Here is a 16,978-nt window from a genome sequence, read left to right on the forward strand (position 1 = left end):
CCTTTTCAATTAAATTATTGAGAGAGAAATGTTGGGTTTTTGAATGAACTTCCCCATGATTCAGCCCCGTTTTGGGGCGGCCTCATCGGGAGGGGTTCAAATCGGTGCAGTCTTCCGAGACAACCCAAAGACGATTATTTTTGAGACCGACAATCAAAACTTGGTCTCCTTTTTTTAATGATTTAGACTCATCTGTAAAGGCCATAAATTCTACATAAGCACCTTTAACGTTAACCCGGACCTTGCCTCTACTTTCGCAATTGAAAGGAAGGAGGACCTTGGCCGAAAGACCTACTAAGTCACTAGAACGGGCGAGACTATTGGCATGGCGTTCGGCGAGACTTCTGAGAATACCAACCATTGTACTTCCACAAAAGATACCCATTGCCCCAGCAATTCCAGCAATTTGTCCAGCAGGCATTTCCGGGCGCAACCAATTCAGGACCAGTCCAGTTAATCCAAAAAAGCAACTGCCGAAGGTCCAAAACTTGAGACTAAACAACGGTAACTGGAGGAGTCGCTTCAGCCCACTTTTCCGTTTTAAACCCTCCAGTTTTTGACGGGTTTCAGTAATTTCCAGGTCCGCATCAAAGGCTACCCCGAAATCTCCACCGTCGAGTTCTCCAATCATGGCGAACAGGACGAATATCCCACCAATGCCGAAACAAAAAAGATAAATAGGCATCATTTTAATAGTCTCGTCTGCTTATGAATTATTCAGACATCATTCATTGTCGCAAAAAAAACCCCAAGCGTCCAGTTTTGTTACGAAAATTTGTGATAGGTAGGATTGCCGCTTCTGTAGCAGCAACGGCGATCGCCCCGGAGTGATGGGATCTCCCCCGTGAAAATCAAGATCCCAATTCAGGGACTTAGGGGATTTGGGGACAATCTCCCCTCTGGGGAATTTTGCCCGAACCTAGAGAATTTGGGGGGATGGAGTCTGCATCCGAGGCGATCGTCCCACTTTTTCTGAGATAATAATGTCCCTAACTCTAAATTAAGGAAAACGTGATGCGACTATCACAAATGCTGTTTGTTACCCTCCGTGAAGACCCCGCCGAAGCGGAAATTCCCAGTCATAAACTGCTGTTGCGCGCCGGTTATATCCGTCGGATTGCCAGTGGAGTTTATGCTTATTTGCCTTTAATGTGGCGGGTTCTCAAAAAAGTATCCAATATTGTGCGCGAAGAAATGGACGCCACCGGTGCTCAAGAATGTCTGTTGCCGCAATTGCAACCGGCGGAGTTATGGCAAGAGTCCGGACGGTGGGAGACTTACACCAAGGCAGAAGGGATTATGTTTGCCCTCACCGATCGCCAGGAACGAGAAATGGGACTAGGACCGACTCACGAAGAAGTCATCACCGCGATCGCCCGGGAAACAATTCGGTCTTATCGTCAACTTCCCCTCCATTTGTATCAAATTCAAAACAAATTTCGCGATGAAATTCGCCCCCGCTTTGGATTAATGCGCGGACGAGAATTCATTATGAAAGATGGCTATTCCTTCCATGCGGACGAAGCCAGTTTACAGAAAACTTATGCCGATATGGACTGGGCTTATAGCAATATGTTTCGCCGTTGTGGCTTAGAATTTCGCGCCGTTCAAGCCGATTCCGGGGCCATTGGTGGGGCAGCATCCCAGGAATTTATGATCTTGGCAGAAGCGGGAGAGGATGAAGTTCTTTATACCGAAGATGGCAAATATGCGGCCAACGTGGAAAAAGCCACCTCCTTACCTCCCGATGCCCAACCCAGTGCTTTTAGCCTCTATGAAAAACGAGAAACTCCCAATACCAACACCATTGATACACTCTGTCGATTTCTCAAATGTTCCCCCACGGAAGTGGTCAAAAATATCATTTATCGGGTTGTCTATGACAATGGTAAAATGGTCTTGGTCTTGGTGAGTATTCGCGGTGATTTAGAAGTTAATGAAGTGAAACTCTATAATGAGTTAGCAAAACTAGCACCTAATTATGGGGGGAATGCCATCATTGCCCTGGATATTCCCTCGGAACAGGTACAACAACAATTAACCCTCACACCTTTACCATTAGGATATATTGGTCCAGATTTAGCGGATAATTATATCACCAAATCCGAACATTTGCACCGGGAATTTGTCCGATTTGCCGATCGCACTGTAGTTGAGTTAAAGAATTTTGTGACCGGGGCCAATGAAACCGGGTATCATGTGGTCGGTGCGAATTGGGGGGAACAGTTTCCTTTAAGCGATCGCATCGTCGATTTACGCAAATCCCAAGCAGGCGATCGGGCGGTTCATGACCCCAGTCAAGTCCTAAAAAGTGCACGAGGCATCGAAGTCGGTCACATCTTCCAACTCGGGACTAAATATTCCCAAGCTTTGGGCGCAACCTATACCAATGAACAAGGGGAAAGTGTCCCGTTAGTGATGGGATGCTATGGCGTAGGAGTCTCTCGATTAGCCCAGGCAGCGGTAGAGCAATCTTATGATAAAGATGGCATCATTTGGCCGGTGGCGATCGCTCCCTATCATGCCATTATTTGCATTCCCAATATTTCCGATACTGAACAGGTAGAAGTCGCAGAAAAACTCTACACCGAACTCACTTTAGCCGGAGTCGAAACCCTATTAGATGACCGAGAAGAACGGGCTGGAGTCAAATTTAAAGATGCAGATTTGGTGGGAATTCCCTATCGAATTGTTACGGGTCGCTCCCTGAAATCTGGTAAAGTAGAAGTAGTCGAACGGGCTACTAAAACCTCCCATGAAATTGCCATCTCTGACGTTGCCGTCACCCTAAAACAATGGATTGATGAGGCTTTATCTTCATCGGTTAGGTAACATCAGGAATGCGGAGTTTAAAAAGGTACGTTACTTACCCTAGTAAACAGCTTAAAAGCCGTTTCTGAGATTAGCTAACCAACCCTACTGCCCTGTCCAAATAGGGAGAATCCACCCCAGGAGTGGGAGCATCTTGCTCCCTACCCCTTTGGACGAAGCAAGATGCTCCCACTCCTGAATTTTCTGGATATCATGATTCATACACCCTATCAAAACCCCAATCACCGATGCTCTCTTCTCTCATCAAACCCGAATGGAATTTTTCACCCTTCTGCTAACCAGTCTGTTTACTTTAGTCTCTCCTGCGGGGATTGCCTTAGATACTTTGGCTGAACAGAATATTCGCGATCGCCTCTTAGCAGCGGAAGAACTCGAAGTCCGCATGGATAACACCCCCAGCTATCAATTACTCGCCGGAAAAGTCGATCGCCTGCGAATTGCGGGCCGGGGATTGTCCTTAATCCCGGGGTTAAGACTGGATATTTTAGAAATAGAAACCGACGCCATTGATATCAATCCTAGAGAGTTAGGACGGGGTTCCGGGAATAGCCCAGTCCGGGGATTACAAAAACCGTTACAGGCGGCAGTTCGGATTGCTGTAACCGAGGCTGATATCAATACCGCCTTGCAGTCCCCTGAACTTTATAATCAAATGCAAACTCTAGCCTTGAGCTTATTTAATTCTCCCTTAATTCAACAAATTGCTGCCCGTTATACCCTGGTTAATCGGCAAGTCACTTTTTTACCTAATAACCGAGTTCGGTTCCAATCTCAAGTTCAAGAACGGGGATATAATGACTTCCTAACCTTAACCGTAGAAACAGGCATCAATGTAATCGAAGGTCAACAATTACAACTCCTTTCCCCCTCCGTCTGGGTGAACGATCGCCCAGCACCCCGACGATTAGTCACCGGACTCTTAGATTTAACCCGCCGGTTTAATTTACAGCGGCTAGAAAATCGCGGAGTGCGATCGCAAGTCTTGCACTTTAACCTCACCCCATCCGGTGCAGAAATTGCCCTATTCTTGGCAGTCAACCCTTAGACTAGAGAGAATCACCCCCTACCGACGTCCCCTTTCTCAATTTCCTAGAGCCTCCTCCGGTTTGTGTGACAATAGCACCCCGGTGTGAGTTACCGCCCTAGCTGAGGAATCCTATGGGTGTGGCTCCACAGACAAGGGGCAAATATTCGGATAGACTGAGCTAGAGGATTATTGAAAATACTATGGATGTGGGGAACAGTATGAACGCCGAAGGGTTTGCTTTTAAGCGGATTGTGGAAGAAACTGAAAAATGGGGACAAGATACCGTAACCCTACCGGAAAATCTACCTCGTTCTGAGGCTGGGGAAAAAGCCCTGAGCGAATTTTTGCACGTAATGCAGCTTGAGCTAGAGGATGCTCGCTTGGAGGAGTCGCAGGTGCAGGAGTACCGGGAACCCCTGGCGCAATTTGTCTCGCAACCGTTGGTCCAGGAAACCCTACTCGGAGTTTTTGACAAAGACTGCAAAACTATCTCTACAGATACTTTAGCAGAAACCTGGACTCAGCTCAATTTAACTCCCCTCCCAGACGGGTTTAATTGGGAAGCAGTAGCGCGAATTTATTTCAAACAAATTAAAGCCTTTGTTCACGCCAGAGAATTGGTCGATCGCCTCCTGAACTCCCAAGGAGAAGATGCACTCACCTTGGATGACATCAAACAGGATGTATTTCTGCAACATCTGTTTGATGAACCTTGGCATGAAGTGATGCGGCAAATCGTGAGGATGATTGCACCGGAATTGGCGGGAGAGTTACTCAATTCTCTCATAGAAAACCAAGTCGAACCCTCTAACTTTACTCACTTATTTGTAGCGGCAGAATGTCTGGCGGTTTTGCCCGATCGCACCGCCTTGACGGGAATCGCCAATCAACTGCGCGATCGCCTCCAATCCTTAACCCAACATCCGGAAGTTGATGAACTCATCCTCACCCGCCTGCGCGCCATTTCCACCCTGGCGCGAGTCTGGAAAACCGACCCGGATACCCTCCCCTGGTTGCAATCCCTGGTAGAATCCCCCGTTGCCGAAACCATCCGCATGAGTGCCGTGGATGAAATCGCCCTCTGCTGGAAAGAACGCCCAGAGATTCTCTCTTGGCTCAAAACCTTAGCACAATCCTCCGTTGCTGAAATTACCCGGGTGAGTGCAGTGCGATCGCTGGCAACTCACTACCACCAGGACCCGGAGATTCTTCCCCTAATCAAAACCTTAGCCCAAAGCGATCGCTATTGGCTGGTTCGGGAGGCGGCATTGGAAGAATTAGCCCAAGGATGGCACGATGATCCCCAAACCTTTTCCCTGATTGCAGCGATCGCCCAATCCGACTCCGAGGCAGATGTGAGAGAGGCTGCCGTAGAAGAACTCGCCAAAGGTTGGAGTCAAGATAAAGAGACTTCTGCCTTGATTGGAACCTTAGCCGAGTCTGATCCAGATTGGCACGTCAGAATTGCTGCCATGCAACAGTTTGCTATCTCCTGGTATGACAATCCAGCTACCTTGGTTTGGTTACGAACTCGCGCCTTGTCTGATCCCGATTGGCACGTCAGAATTGCCGCCATGCAGCAGATTGCTACCGGCTGGTTTGAGGACCCGGAAACCGTCGCTTGGTTACGCGATCGCATCGTTTCTGATGATGCATGGCAAGTGCGCATCGCTGCCTTACAACTCGCTGCTGCTTGGTTTGAAGACCCGAAAACCTTACCGATTTTGAAAACAATTGCCACCTCGGACCGCGATCGCCGGGTCCGGGAAGCAGCAGTGCACGAGTTTACTCGCACTTGGAAGGATGACCCGGAACTGTTACCCATTCTCAAATCCCGGGTGACTCAAGACGAACATTGGCAGGTGCGTGTCGCTGCCTTACAGCAACTGGCTACGGGATGGTATGACGACCCGGACACCCTACCCATTCTCAAGGTTCAGGCGATCAATGATGCATCATCAGATGTGAGAATGACCACCTTGCGAGAACTGGCTTCCGGTTGGTTTGATGACCCAGAAACCTTGCCCCTTTTAAAGAGTCGGGCCACATCGGATCCAGGCTGGGATGTGAGAATTGTCGCCCTGCGAGAATTGGCAACGGGTTGGAAAGAACACTCGGAAACATGGACCATTGTCAAAAGCCGCGCTCAAGCGGATGAGAATTGGGCCGTGCGTCTTGCCGGGGCGATCGAGTTGGTGACCCACTGGCCCCAAAATCCGGAAACTTTCGAGATTGTCAAAACCCGGGCTTGTACCGATGAGGATTCGTTTGTGAGACTCTCGGCCCTGCAACAGTTGGTCAAAGGGGGATGGGATGAGGCGGCGGTATTTGCCTTTTTGTGCGATCGCGCCATCAATGATCCCTTTGTGCCATTACAAGATGGGGCACTCAATCCGCGAATCACGGCCCTGGAGGCCATCGTCCAGTATTATGGGGATCACCCAGAAACCCTCCCCTTACTCCGCGATCGCGCCCAATCTGACCCCGATGAAAAAGTGCGGGCCTTTGCTCAAGCCTTCTTATCCACTCCGGGCAAAAACTAGACCCGGTATTTCTGGTTTACCCCTTGACAAAACTCCTCTTTTACCCATTAGGCTCACCCTGATCGGTCCCAGCCTCGTCAGGGGGGACTCACCAGACTGCTCCCACCCCCACCTAGAAACCCGGTTTAAAACAGAAGTTCTGAGCCTCCTGTGTCATAACACCCACAACCTAAACACTGTAAGCAGGCCAGATTTGCCCCGGGGCAATTGGGACCAATTGGAGAAACCTGGAAACTGCCTTTTATCCTCCTTACAGCTTGCCCCCGCGACTTAGCCTAATTCATTAAAAAGAAATTATGGAATTATTTACCCTGGTTTTAACCGGAATTCTCACCTTAGTATCCCCCGTGGGGGTGACATTCGATAATATCGCTGAGAGAGATATCCGCGAGGCCCTCCATAATGCCGAACAGTTGGAAGTCCGCCTGGATAATGCCCCAAACTACGCCCTACTGAGGGGAAATATCCAACGCTTACGCTTTGCGGGGCGGGGATTGTACGTCACGCCGGACCTCCGTATCGATACCGTGGAAATGGAAAGCGACCCGATCGCGGTGGATATTAACCGTCTCAACCAAGAAGACCGCACCTCGATCCCGCGCTTTCTGCGGGAACCCTTACAAGGGGCGATGCGCGTAGTTATCACCGAAGCGGACCTCAACCGCGCCTTGCGATCGCCCGCTGCGGCTGATCCCCTCCGGGAACTCGGCATCGGGCTCACCCGGACCAATGAACCCGAGGCCCAAACCGACTCCCAACGCTTTCAAATTGTCAACCCCGAGGTGGAATTCTTAGCCAATAATCGCGTGCGCTTCCAGTTAGAAATTGAGGATCGCCGGGATAATGAATCCGCGCAAATCGTTGTAGAGACAGGGTTAACCTCAATTAACGGGGCAAGAATTCAGGCAGTCAACCCGACCATCTGGATTAATAATGAAGAGGCCCCCCCTCAGTTGCTGACGATTTTTTCCCGAATCCTCGATCGCGCCCTAGATCTCAGAAAATATGAAGAGCGGGGATTATTTGCCCGGGTTTTAAAATTTGACCTGGGTCCCGATCGCCTAGAAGTTGCCGCATTTATTCGCATCGATCAGCCCGATGCCTTGTCGGGATTGACTCCAGAGTAAGTTTTCGGGAACGTTAGCCGCTTCCCTTGTAGTTTCTTGCCAAGGTCTACCGGCATCTTGAATTAAAGATGTAGCTATTTGTTCTTAAGGCATTGGCGATCGTCAATTAACCCCATGAGCGGATCACAACTGGGAAGAATTCACGGATTACAACAGGGGATCCTCCGTACTGAATACGAAGGGAACCCTTAGAGGACTGAAACATCCGCTCAGTTCAAAACCACCAAATCCGCATTTCTTATTACTGAATATTGTTTAACTGTTGAGGAGAACTTTTGATATGCAAAATGAACAAACTCGCCGCATTCCCCTAGGTGTTATTGCCACCCTCTCCGCTGTCGTTGTCGCCGCCGGAGGTGGAACCGCTTGGTGGGCGGTGAATTCTCAAAAGGACCTCACCCTCAATGGCATGAATCCCGTTCCCACCCAACCCCAGGACCCTGGGGTAAACATCGAGGTGACCCAGGACCCGACGGTAACGCCTCCAACGGCGCTCAATCCCGTGGAGCAATCGGTACAAATTTATTTGGTTCAAGATACCGGGACCCAATTTGAACTCGCCTCTGTCCCCGTGTCCGTCCAGGCAACGGAACAACCCGAAGCCGTGTTAAAAGCTGCCTTCGATCGCTTAGTCACCCAACCACCCAATAGCGGTGGCTTTAGCGCCATTCCTCCGGGCACCCAAGTGCTGAATGTCGAGGTCAAGCAGAATGGCATCTATGTCAACCTCTCCCCCGAGTTTACCTCCGGGGGTGGCAGTAGCTCAATGACCGCAAGATTAGGGCAGGTGGTTTATACCGCGACCACCTTGGATCCGAATGCCTCAGTCTGGATTTCCGTAGGCGGTGAACCCTTGGAAGTATTGGGGGGTGAAGGGTTAGAGATTCCTGTGCCGATTACCCGCACTATTTTTGAGTCCGAGTTTCCCCTGTAATTTATTGCCGTTGCTCAAAGCATTGACCCCCCAAGTCGCCCCGATTCACAGGAGCTTGGGGGGTCAATTTGTATTTGATAAAAGGCAGAAAAAACCAGGTTTCATGGGGATTCCGGTTTTTAAAAGTAAAAACCCCTACCCTGAAGAATGGGGGTTTTGGCTCACCGTTTTCCATGCAAGCTCAAGGCTCTAAATTGACGAGCTTGTTGTTCAATCCGCTCTGCAAGGCGATCGCACACCAGGTTACACAGCTCAAAAATTAGTGGATCTTCAACGCGATAATAAGCCGAAGTCCCTTCCGTGCGACGACTGAGGATTCCTGCTTGCAACATAACTTTCAGATGTTTAGAAACATTGGCCTGACTCGTTGAAGTCGCATCAACTAACTCTTGCACGCATTTTTCGCCATCTTTGAGTAAGTTTAAAAGCTTCAAGCGCATGGGCTCACTCAAAATACTGAAGTATTCCCCCACTTGTTGCAATACCTCGTGGGGTAAGGGTTGCGCTCGGTTCATGGCTAAGGGTCCTAAAGAATTACCCATTTTTCTATTTTCCCATTGTAACAGTAAACAGATTTATGACAATTAAGTAATTAAAAGGGTGTGACTGTTGAGCCGACTGCCTTGGGTTCAAGACAATCGACTCACCCCAACCGACCAAAAACATTACTCGGGGCTAATCCGCATCAAAGGTTGACCGTATTCTACCGGAGTGCCATTTTCGACCAAAATTTCCACCACTTGACCGGAAACCTCGGCCTCTATTTCATTCATCAACTTCATCGCCTCAATGATGCAGACGGTTTGGCCGAGTTTGATGCGATCGCCGATCGCCACAAAAGGCGGTTCATCAGGAGAGGGAGATCGATAGAACGTCCCCACCATTGGGGAAATGACCTCCAAAAACTTGCGATCGTTCGTCACCGGAGCCGGAGCAGTGGCACCGGGACCCCCCGGAGCATTCCCCCCCGGAGGCGCAGGGGTCCCCGACGAGGGAGAGGGTGTCGGAATAGTCGGTTCAATCGGGGGGCGCGAAGGCGCGATCGCCCCAGTTCCTTCAGCCATCGGAGTCAACCCCGGGTCAACCGGGATCCCCACCCGTTCGGCAATCAACCTGTCCTTGCGTAGGGTCAGCTCAAAATCGCCACTTTTTAAAATCAGCTCAGAAATATCCGTTCCATTGAAAGCCCCAAGCAGTTCACTCAGTTGGCTTAAATCCAGTTGCACAGTTTCTTTGACCCCGTAAAATCAACGTTTTCTTCTCTAGTTTTTCCCCATCCAGCCGAACGGAGGGCGATCGCCTCGGTTTCCCCGGGATAGACCAACCGCGATCGCCCTCCGGAGCAACCCAGGAGAGCGCCTAAATACCGCTCTCCTGAGCGCAAAGACCCAGGAAGACTGACCGCTAGTCGGTGAAGCGAAACTTTATGATTCTCGGCCCAGATAGGAATCGTTGCGGGTATCGATTTTAATCCGTTCACCGATCGTAATGAACAACGGAACCATCACTTCAGCCCCAGTTTCCACCGTTGCGGGTTTAGTTCCACCCGTTGCCGTATCCCCTTTGATACCCGGATCGGTTTGGGTCACTTGCAAAACTACCGAGTTTGGCAGTTCAACTTCCAGCACTTGTTCGCCCCAACGGACGACGTTCACTTCCATCCCTTCTTTAAGGTACTTGACGCGATCGCCAATCTGCGCCTCAGTTAAACGGGCCTCATCATAGGTTCCCATATCCATAAACACTAACTGTTCACCTTCTCTATAGGTGTACTGCATCGTGTTTTTTTCTAACGTCGCTTGTGGCACCGTCTCTCCCGCACGAAACGTGCGCTCGATCACACTGCCATTCTGAGCATTTTTCAATTTCGTGCGAACAAAGGCCGAGCCTTTACCGGGTTTGACATGGAGGAATTCAACCACCCGCCACACAACCCCATCTAATTCAATTGTGACGCCGGTGCGAAAATCGTTACTGGAGATCATGAATCTTTATTCGTGGAGAAGAATTGGGATTTTATTTTACCGCGAATTCTCCCCTTCAATGGTATTGGATCAAATTGCCACTTTCCGATCCCGTCCCATCCTAACCAAGAATTCCCAAGGGATGCCCCGGTGCAACTTCCCTCCGTATGGGAAGATTGATCCATGCCGATTAAAAAGGATTCAGAGATATATTGATGCTGGCTTCAACTAAAAAAATTACAAATTTATGGCAACGCGGCCTCAAAGCCGCTTTCATGGTCCTGCTGATGACCAGTCTCTCCCTCGGATTGAGCGCCGCTTGGTGGGATGGCGGCGAGAGTTCCACGCCGAATCGTACCAGTGTACTGCCCCAAGGGAATGCCATCACCGATGGTAAAGCCCTGTTACGATATGCCTTACCCATTGAAAATCGCGCCATCCGCGAGGCCCAGAGCAGTTTAGAAGACATTTCCCAACAACTACGCGGGAAACGCTGGAGTCCCATCACCAGCGATATCACCAAAGCTGCGGGGATTTTTACCAATCGCGAGGCGGATATCTTGAAGGATATTCCCGAATCTCAACAAGCGAATGGTAATGCTATCCTCGCCCAACTGAAAGAGGGAATTGACACCCTGCGATCGTCCGTGGAGGCTCAGGATAAACCCGCCACTCAGGAGGGACGCGATCGCCTCCTGGATTTACTCGGCCAACTCGAAGAAATGATGGTCGCTAAATTCCCTTATGAAGTCCCCACCGAATACAGCCATCTGCCTCAACTTCTGGGTCGCGCCACTGTAGCTGTCGAAACCAACAAAGGCAATCTCACCGTGGTCCTCGATGGATATAGCGCCCCGGTAACCTCCGGTAACTTCGTCGATCTCGTTCAGCGTGGATTTTACAATGGCCTAGAATTTATTCGTTCCGAAGATTTCTATGTCCTCCAAACTGGGGATCCCGTAGGACCCGACCAAGGCTTTATTGACCCTGATACCGGAGAATATCGCAATATTCCCCTAGAAATCCTCGTCCGTGGGGATACTCAGCCGACTTATGGAATTACCTTGGAAGAGGCTGGACGCTTTCGAGAACAGCCGGTACTCCCCTTTTCCTCCTTTGGCACAGTGGCGATGGCGCGCCCAGAAGATGACCCCGATGGTGCTTCTTCTCAGTTTTTCTTCTTCCTATTTGAACCCGAATTAACCCCGGCTGGGCTCAATTTGCTCGATGGTCGGTATTCCGTCTTTGGCTATGTGGTTGAAGGAAAGGAAATTTTAGAAAAGCTCAAACAGGGGGATCAGATTCTTTCGATGAAAGTGGTCCAAGGGAGCGAAAATTTCGTTCCCGCCCAAACGAGCTAAGGGTTTAAGGTTGAGAGGAACTGCGGGTTTGCAGCAGTTTCAAAGCACAAGTCTAGTGGAAACATCCACTAGACTTTACTATTTTTTGGAGGTTAAAAGGCGGGTGAAGAAGGAGCCAAAAAATTTCCTTTCGGTTCGAGAGTTGGGGGAACAAGGACTGTTAAAACGATTGCAGCGATTTTGTCCACCGGAGTGGGTGGGGGATGATGCAGCAGCGATCGCCATGACACCGGAACCGAATCGCTCATTGGTGGTGACCACTGATATGTTAGTGGATGGGGTGCATTTTAGCGATCGCACTACCTCGGCTGAAGATGTGGGATGGAGGGCGGCAGCGGCGAATTTATCGGATTTAGCCGCAATGGGTGCAGCCCCGTTAGCCATCACGGTCAGTTTAGGATTACAGGGGGATACCCCCGTGTCTTGGGTGGAGGGGGTTTATACCGGGATGGTGAGTTGTCTGGACCGTTATCAGACGGCGATCGCCGGTGGGGATGTTTGTAAAGCGCCAGTGAATGTCATTTCAATTACGGCGATCGGTTGGGTGCCCACGGACCGCACAATTCGCCGACAGAATGGAAAACCGGGGGATGCGATCGTGGTGACAGGGGTGCATGGAGCTTCCCGTGCGGGATTAGAATTATTGCTGCATCCGGAAATAGGAAAGGGTTGGTCAGAAGAGGAGACTCAGGAATTAATTACTGCCCATCAGCGTCCGAACCCGCGCCTGGATGTGTTACCGATTCTGTGGGAGGTGATGGGGGAGGGGGGAGAGATTGCGGGAATGGATAGTTCCGATGGGTTAGCCGATGCGATCGTGCAAATTGCCCGAGCAAGTGGGGTGGGGGCGACCCTAGACCGCCCTTTGATTCCCCTGCCACCGAGTTTGAGCCAAAGGGTCGGGGAAGAACGGGCCCTGGAGTGGGCCTTGTACGGGGGAGAAGATTTTGAACTCGTGCTGTGTCTGGCTCCGGAGGTTGCGCGTCAGTTCGTAGAACGACTGGGAAATAGAGCCGCGATCGTCGGGACCCTAACAAAAAGCACCAGGGTTTGTCTAACTGACTCCACTGGTGCTTATGCTGACGAAGTGATCACCCAAAGTTTGAGTTTTCAGCATTTTTAAGCGGAAGGTGATGAGTTTTGAAAGGTGAACAAATCAGTCCTGTTTCAAAACTCATTGCCCGCTTAGTTTGATGCTTACCATTTTTGAGCGACGAGTTCGGCTAAATCAACCACACGCTGAGAGTAACCCCACTCATTATCGTACCAGCCGATGATTTTCACCATGTTTCCATCCATGACCATCGTCAAGCTGGCATCGACAATAGAAGATGCATCATGACCTTTATAGTCAGAGGAAACTAAAGGTTCGTCACTGTATTCCAAAATGCCTTTCATCGAACCTTTAGCGGCTGCTTCTAAGGCTTCATTGACTTGTTCGGCAAAGGTATTTTTCTCAACTTGAGCCACAAAATCTACGACCGACACGTTCGGTGTGGGCACACGCATCGCGATCCCGTTCAACTTACCGGACATCTCTGGAATGACTAAAGCCACGGCTTTAGCTGCACCAGTGGAAGTCGGGACGATATTGAGTGCAGCAGCACGAGCACGACGCACATCCCGGTGACTGGCATCAAGCAACCGTTGGTCGCCGGTGTAGCTGTGGGTTGTGGTCATCATGCCTTTGATGATGCCAAAGTTGTCGTTGATGACCTTAACGATGGGAGCCAAACAGTTCGTTGTACAACTGGCATTACTGATGATGTCGTACTCGTTGGGGTCGTACTTATCATGGTTAACTCCCATGACAAAAGTGCCAACTTTGCTGCCTTTTCCAGGAGCAGTAATCAACACCTTTTTTGCACCTGCTTGAATATGCTTTGAGGCACCTTCTTCGGTTACGAAGACCCCGGTGGATTCAATAACCAAATCAACTCCCCAAGCAGCCCAGGGCAAGTTTAAGGGATTGCGATCGGAGACACATTTAATGGTCTTGCCGTTGACGGTAATGGAGTTTTCATCGGCACTAATGTCAGCATTCAACGTTCCCAACATGGAATCATATTTGAGTAGATGGGCGTTGGTGCTTGGGTCGGAGGTATCGTTTACACCGACCAGTTCGAGTTGGCTGTTGGATCTGGTTAACCAGCAGCGCAGGAAGTTGCGTCCGATACGTCCAAAACCGTTAATCGCTACTCTAATCACTGCGTCTTGCCCCTTTCTTTAATCTAAAACTGCCTAACGTAATGAACCCAATCATATCGCAACGGGTGTAAATTTCGATCAGTTTTTTTAAAGACTGGGGATCGAGCTAGAGTGCGGTGGTAGCGGGTGCTGTGGGTTCTGATAAAGGTGGTGAGTTTGGATATAAATTTGGACGGGTTCGGGAACCCAGGTGCGGATTTTGGGCCAGTCGCACCAATGATGACGCAGTAAGGTTGAAGCCATCGGCAGGGTTTGGGATTGTAAGATTTGCCAGCGTAGGTGAATCTGTCGGGTCTTGAAGGCGATCGCGACTTGTTGGCAAATCTCCTCAGTTTTGATCAGGGCGGTATGGTCTAGGGGATGCGAGGGATTTGTACCTAGAGTGGAGTTTAATTTAGGTCGTCCTTTCTGAAGGTTTAGGGGGGAGATTTCCATTAATAATGGAGTTTCTTCGGGGTAATTGACTGGGGGTGAGGATGGCGATCGCGGTGCAACCAACCACTCACAAGCCTCAACCAGTTCAGAAGCGCGATACCATTTGGGCAGGGTAGAAAAGGCGTCGGCCCCGATAATCCAATACCACTGGCTATTAGGGTAGCGCTGTTGGAGGCTTTGCCAGGTGACGATCGCATACCCGGCTTCGGGGTCCTCTGGGGAGGCGGGACCGAGGCAAAAGGCTGGTTCTGGGGCGATCGCCAAGCTCACCATTTCCTGGCGATGCTCAAACTCTACCCGGGATTGCTGACGGGGATCGCGCTTGTGGCGATCGGTAACCCATATAATCTGGTTTAATCCCGCCTGCTCTAAGGCGGCATAAGCGATTCCCAAATGCCCACAATGAATCGGGTCAAAGGTTCCGCCCAAAATCGCTCTTTTTTTGATCCGCTGAGGCTGCATTCTTTCGCGTAAACTTTGTTTGAGAGTGGCTATTCAAACAGAGCAGTCATTTTCAATTGGATTGGAGGGTCCGACACTCACCCATCATCGCAATCATAACCCGCCCTGATTTCCCGAAAGTGCTTTTTACGGGTATTTTTTCCGGAAATAGCCTAGCCACCGATGGAGGCACTTGTGCGATAGTAAGACTGCTTTCCCCTTTGTTCTGCTACGTTTCAGGAGCGTACTTTGACCTAACTTAGGTGAGATTAGCAACTCACTTGATGGGGTCACGAGTTATTTTCCGTTTTTCTTGACCATCGGTTATGGTAAACACACCCAAAACGTTTAACCCTAGAAAAATCTCGGGAAAAGACGAAGGATGGGGTGTATTCGACACTAGAATCGAAAAATGCTTCTTCAGGGAGAGCGCTCAATTTCTGTTATGACTGTATCGTACAAAAACAATTCTTGATATGATATCGCGTGTTATTGGCGTGGTGTGGTGTGTAAGGAGCTTACAATGCACAATTCTATCGATCTAAGTGGCAAACCCTTTCATTTCATCGGAATCGGTGGAATCGGAATGTCAGCGCTTGCCTACATTTTAGCGAAGCGGCAGGTCCCGGTATTTGGCTCCGATATTCGGTCGAGCCATATCACTCAGCGCTTACAAGAAAATGGAGCGCAAATTTTTTGGCGTCAAGATGCCAGCAACCTGGATTTTTACCGACAAAAGAGCGCCGCCACCGAAGAAGGGGCAGTGTTGAGTTCAGCAAATGGGGAGGGGTCCGGCGGTTTACCGGCGATCGCACCGAAACCAGTAAGATTAGCCGCCAACGGAAGCCCCGCCCCAGTTGAGTTGCCGCAAGTGATTTGCTCAACGGCGATCGATGGAGCCAATAGCGAATATCAAGCCGCCTTAGACCTCGGCTGTCCCATCTTTCACCGCTCCGACCTACTGGCTGCTTTAATATCCGAATATCAAAGCATTGCCGTAGCCGGAACCCACGGGAAGACCACAACGAGCTCAATGATGGCTTATGTGTTATTAAAGGCCGGTTTGGACCCCACGATTGTTGTCGGGGGAGAAGTCAAAGCCTGGGAAGGGAACGCTCGTCTGGGAGAAGGACCCTATCTAGTGGCAGAAGCGGACGAATCCGATGGGTCCCTCGCCAAACTCTCGGCAAAAATTGGCGTCGTGACCAACATTGAACTAGACCATCCGGACCACTACCAGAGCTTGGATCAAGTCATCGAGATTTTTGAAACCTTTAAAGAGCGCTGCACCCATTTAGTCGGATGCATTGACTGCGAAACCGTGCGCGATCGCCTTCAACCGGGCATCTCCTACAGCCTCAACCTCGATTCCGGTGCCGACTACACCGTAGACTGTATCGCTTATAGATCCGACGGCACCACAGCCCGGGTTTGGGAGCGAGGTCAAATCCTCGGTCAACTGTCCATTTCCCTACTGGGCGCACACAATCTGAGTAACGCTCTAGCGGTTGTTGCAGTTGGACGCTTGGTCGGTTTAGACTTCGCCACCATTGCCCGGGAAATTGCTACATTTGAGGGGGCTTGCCGCCGGTTTGAGACCCGAGGCAAATATAATGACATCCACTTTGTAGATGACTACGCCCATCACCCGAGTGAAATTCGCGCCACCCTCCATGCAGCCAGTCTGCAAACCCAAGGATTGCGTTCTCGTGCCAGTCGCGTTGTCGCCGTATTTCAACCCCATCGGTACAGCCGAACTCGGGCCTTTTTAGCCGAGTTTGCGGAATCATTTAGCGATGCTGATTTAGTGCTGGTAACCGACATTTACAGTGCCGGGGAAGCCAATGAATTTGACCTGAGCGGACAACAAGTCGCCGACGAGATCGCCGCTCATCATCCTCGGGTGCATTACAGTCCTTCTATGTCTGAAGTGAGTGAGTTTCTCGGCGAAGCCTTACTCCCTGGAGACCTCGCCATATTTCTGGGGGCTGGTAATTTGAATCAGATCATTCCGGAAGTCATGGCATTTCATCAACAGGTCGAGCAAACGGCTCTGGCAGAAGCACGCCATCGAGCCTGAGCGCCAGTAAGTTTCTAGGGAACCCT

The 16,978-nt window shown here is 50.2% G+C and carries 16 protein-coding genes; 9 read left to right on the forward strand and 7 right to left on the reverse strand.

The features are described 5' to 3' along the window. Positions 1-82 precede the first annotated feature (82 nt). Positions 83-688: an NfeD family protein gene (locus tag NG792_RS04225; protein ID WP_261199478.1), complete on the reverse strand. Its 606-nt coding sequence runs from the start codon at positions 686-688 to the stop codon at positions 83-85. A gap of 20 nt (positions 689-708) precedes the next feature. Here NG792_RS04225 and NG792_RS04230 point away from each other — a divergent pair, with 20 nt between their 5' ends. The 6 genes from NG792_RS04230 (at position 709) to NG792_RS04255 (ending at position 8,463) form a co-directional block, all read left to right on the forward strand. Next, a complete protein-coding gene (locus NG792_RS04230) occupies positions 709-831 on the forward strand; it encodes a hypothetical protein (protein ID WP_261199479.1) in 123 nt (40 codons plus the stop codon). Between the two features lie 183 nt (positions 832-1,014). Further along, on the forward strand, positions 1,015-2,832 hold the full coding sequence (locus NG792_RS04235; protein ID WP_261234653.1) for a proline--tRNA ligase: 1,818 nt from the start codon (positions 1,015-1,017) through the stop codon (positions 2,830-2,832). Positions 2,833-3,085: 253 nt separating this feature from the next. After that, complete coding sequence (locus tag NG792_RS04240) at positions 3,086-3,877, forward strand: LmeA family phospholipid-binding protein (RefSeq protein WP_261234654.1); 792 nt, start codon at positions 3,086-3,088, stop codon at positions 3,875-3,877. A 200-nt stretch (positions 3,878-4,077) separates the two neighbouring features. Then, a complete protein-coding gene (locus NG792_RS04245) occupies positions 4,078-6,402 on the forward strand; it encodes a HEAT repeat domain-containing protein (RefSeq protein WP_261234655.1) in 2,325 nt (774 codons plus the stop codon). Positions 6,403-6,698: 296 nt separating this feature from the next. Continuing rightward, positions 6,699-7,529, forward strand: coding sequence for an LmeA family phospholipid-binding protein (locus tag NG792_RS04250; RefSeq protein ID WP_261234656.1), 831 nt, complete (start codon positions 6,699-6,701; stop codon positions 7,527-7,529). Positions 7,530-7,809: 280 nt separating this feature from the next. Next, positions 7,810-8,463, forward strand: a complete 654-nt coding sequence (locus tag NG792_RS04255; RefSeq protein WP_261199484.1) for a GerMN domain-containing protein — start codon at positions 7,810-7,812, stop codon at positions 8,461-8,463. A 161-nt stretch (positions 8,464-8,624) separates the two neighbouring features. Here NG792_RS04255 and NG792_RS04260 read toward each other — a convergent pair whose 3' ends face one another. The 4 genes from NG792_RS04260 to efp all read right to left on the reverse strand — a co-directional run bounded on the left by NG792_RS04260 (position 8,625) and on the right by efp (position 10,448). Beyond that, positions 8,625-8,978: an ArsR/SmtB family transcription factor gene (locus tag NG792_RS04260; protein WP_261199522.1), complete on the reverse strand. Its 354-nt coding sequence runs from the start codon at positions 8,976-8,978 to the stop codon at positions 8,625-8,627. Positions 8,979-9,128: 150 nt separating this feature from the next. Next, positions 9,129-9,689, reverse strand: a complete 561-nt coding sequence (accB, locus tag NG792_RS04265; protein WP_261199485.1) for an acetyl-CoA carboxylase biotin carboxyl carrier protein — start codon at positions 9,687-9,689, stop codon at positions 9,129-9,131. Then, positions 9,674-9,847, reverse strand: a complete 174-nt coding sequence (locus NG792_RS04270; RefSeq protein ID WP_261199486.1) for a hypothetical protein — start codon at positions 9,845-9,847, stop codon at positions 9,674-9,676. Before NG792_RS04270 ends, accB begins: the two co-directional genes overlap by 16 nt. Positions 9,848-9,887: 40 nt before the next feature. Then, complete coding sequence (efp, locus tag NG792_RS04275) at positions 9,888-10,448, reverse strand: elongation factor P (RefSeq protein ID WP_261199487.1); 561 nt, start codon at positions 10,446-10,448, stop codon at positions 9,888-9,890. Between the two features lie 194 nt (positions 10,449-10,642). Between efp and NG792_RS04280 the strand changes: the two genes are divergently transcribed. Together NG792_RS04280 and thiL are read left to right on the forward strand one after the other, a co-directional pair. After that, positions 10,643-11,788, forward strand: a complete 1,146-nt coding sequence (locus NG792_RS04280) for a peptidylprolyl isomerase (RefSeq protein WP_261199488.1) — start codon at positions 10,643-10,645, stop codon at positions 11,786-11,788. A gap of 103 nt (positions 11,789-11,891) precedes the next feature. Continuing rightward, positions 11,892-12,911 (forward strand): thiamine-phosphate kinase, encoded by a 1,020-nt coding sequence (gene thiL / locus NG792_RS04285; RefSeq protein ID WP_261234657.1) that lies wholly within the window; start codon positions 11,892-11,894, stop codon positions 12,909-12,911. 74 nt (positions 12,912-12,985) lie between these two features. Here the strand turns inward: thiL and NG792_RS04290 are convergent, their stop codons facing one another. Together NG792_RS04290 and nadD are read right to left on the reverse strand one after the other, a co-directional pair. Further along, positions 12,986-13,996: a type I glyceraldehyde-3-phosphate dehydrogenase gene (locus NG792_RS04290; protein WP_261199490.1), complete on the reverse strand. Its 1,011-nt coding sequence runs from the start codon at positions 13,994-13,996 to the stop codon at positions 12,986-12,988. Positions 13,997-14,083: 87 nt separating this feature from the next. After that, on the reverse strand, positions 14,084-14,893 hold the full coding sequence (gene nadD, locus NG792_RS04295; RefSeq protein ID WP_261234658.1) for a nicotinate (nicotinamide) nucleotide adenylyltransferase: 810 nt from the start codon (positions 14,891-14,893) through the stop codon (positions 14,084-14,086). Between the two features lie 502 nt (positions 14,894-15,395). Between nadD and murC the strand changes: the two genes are divergently transcribed. After that, positions 15,396-16,952, forward strand: coding sequence for a UDP-N-acetylmuramate--L-alanine ligase (gene murC, locus NG792_RS04300; RefSeq protein ID WP_261199492.1), 1,557 nt, complete (start codon positions 15,396-15,398; stop codon positions 16,950-16,952). Positions 16,953-16,978 lie beyond the last annotated feature (26 nt).

The sequence above is a fragment of the Laspinema olomoucense D3b genome (genome assembly GCF_025370785.1).
Classification (GTDB): Bacteria; Cyanobacteriota; Cyanobacteriia; order Cyanobacteriales; family Laspinemataceae; genus Laspinema; species Laspinema olomoucense.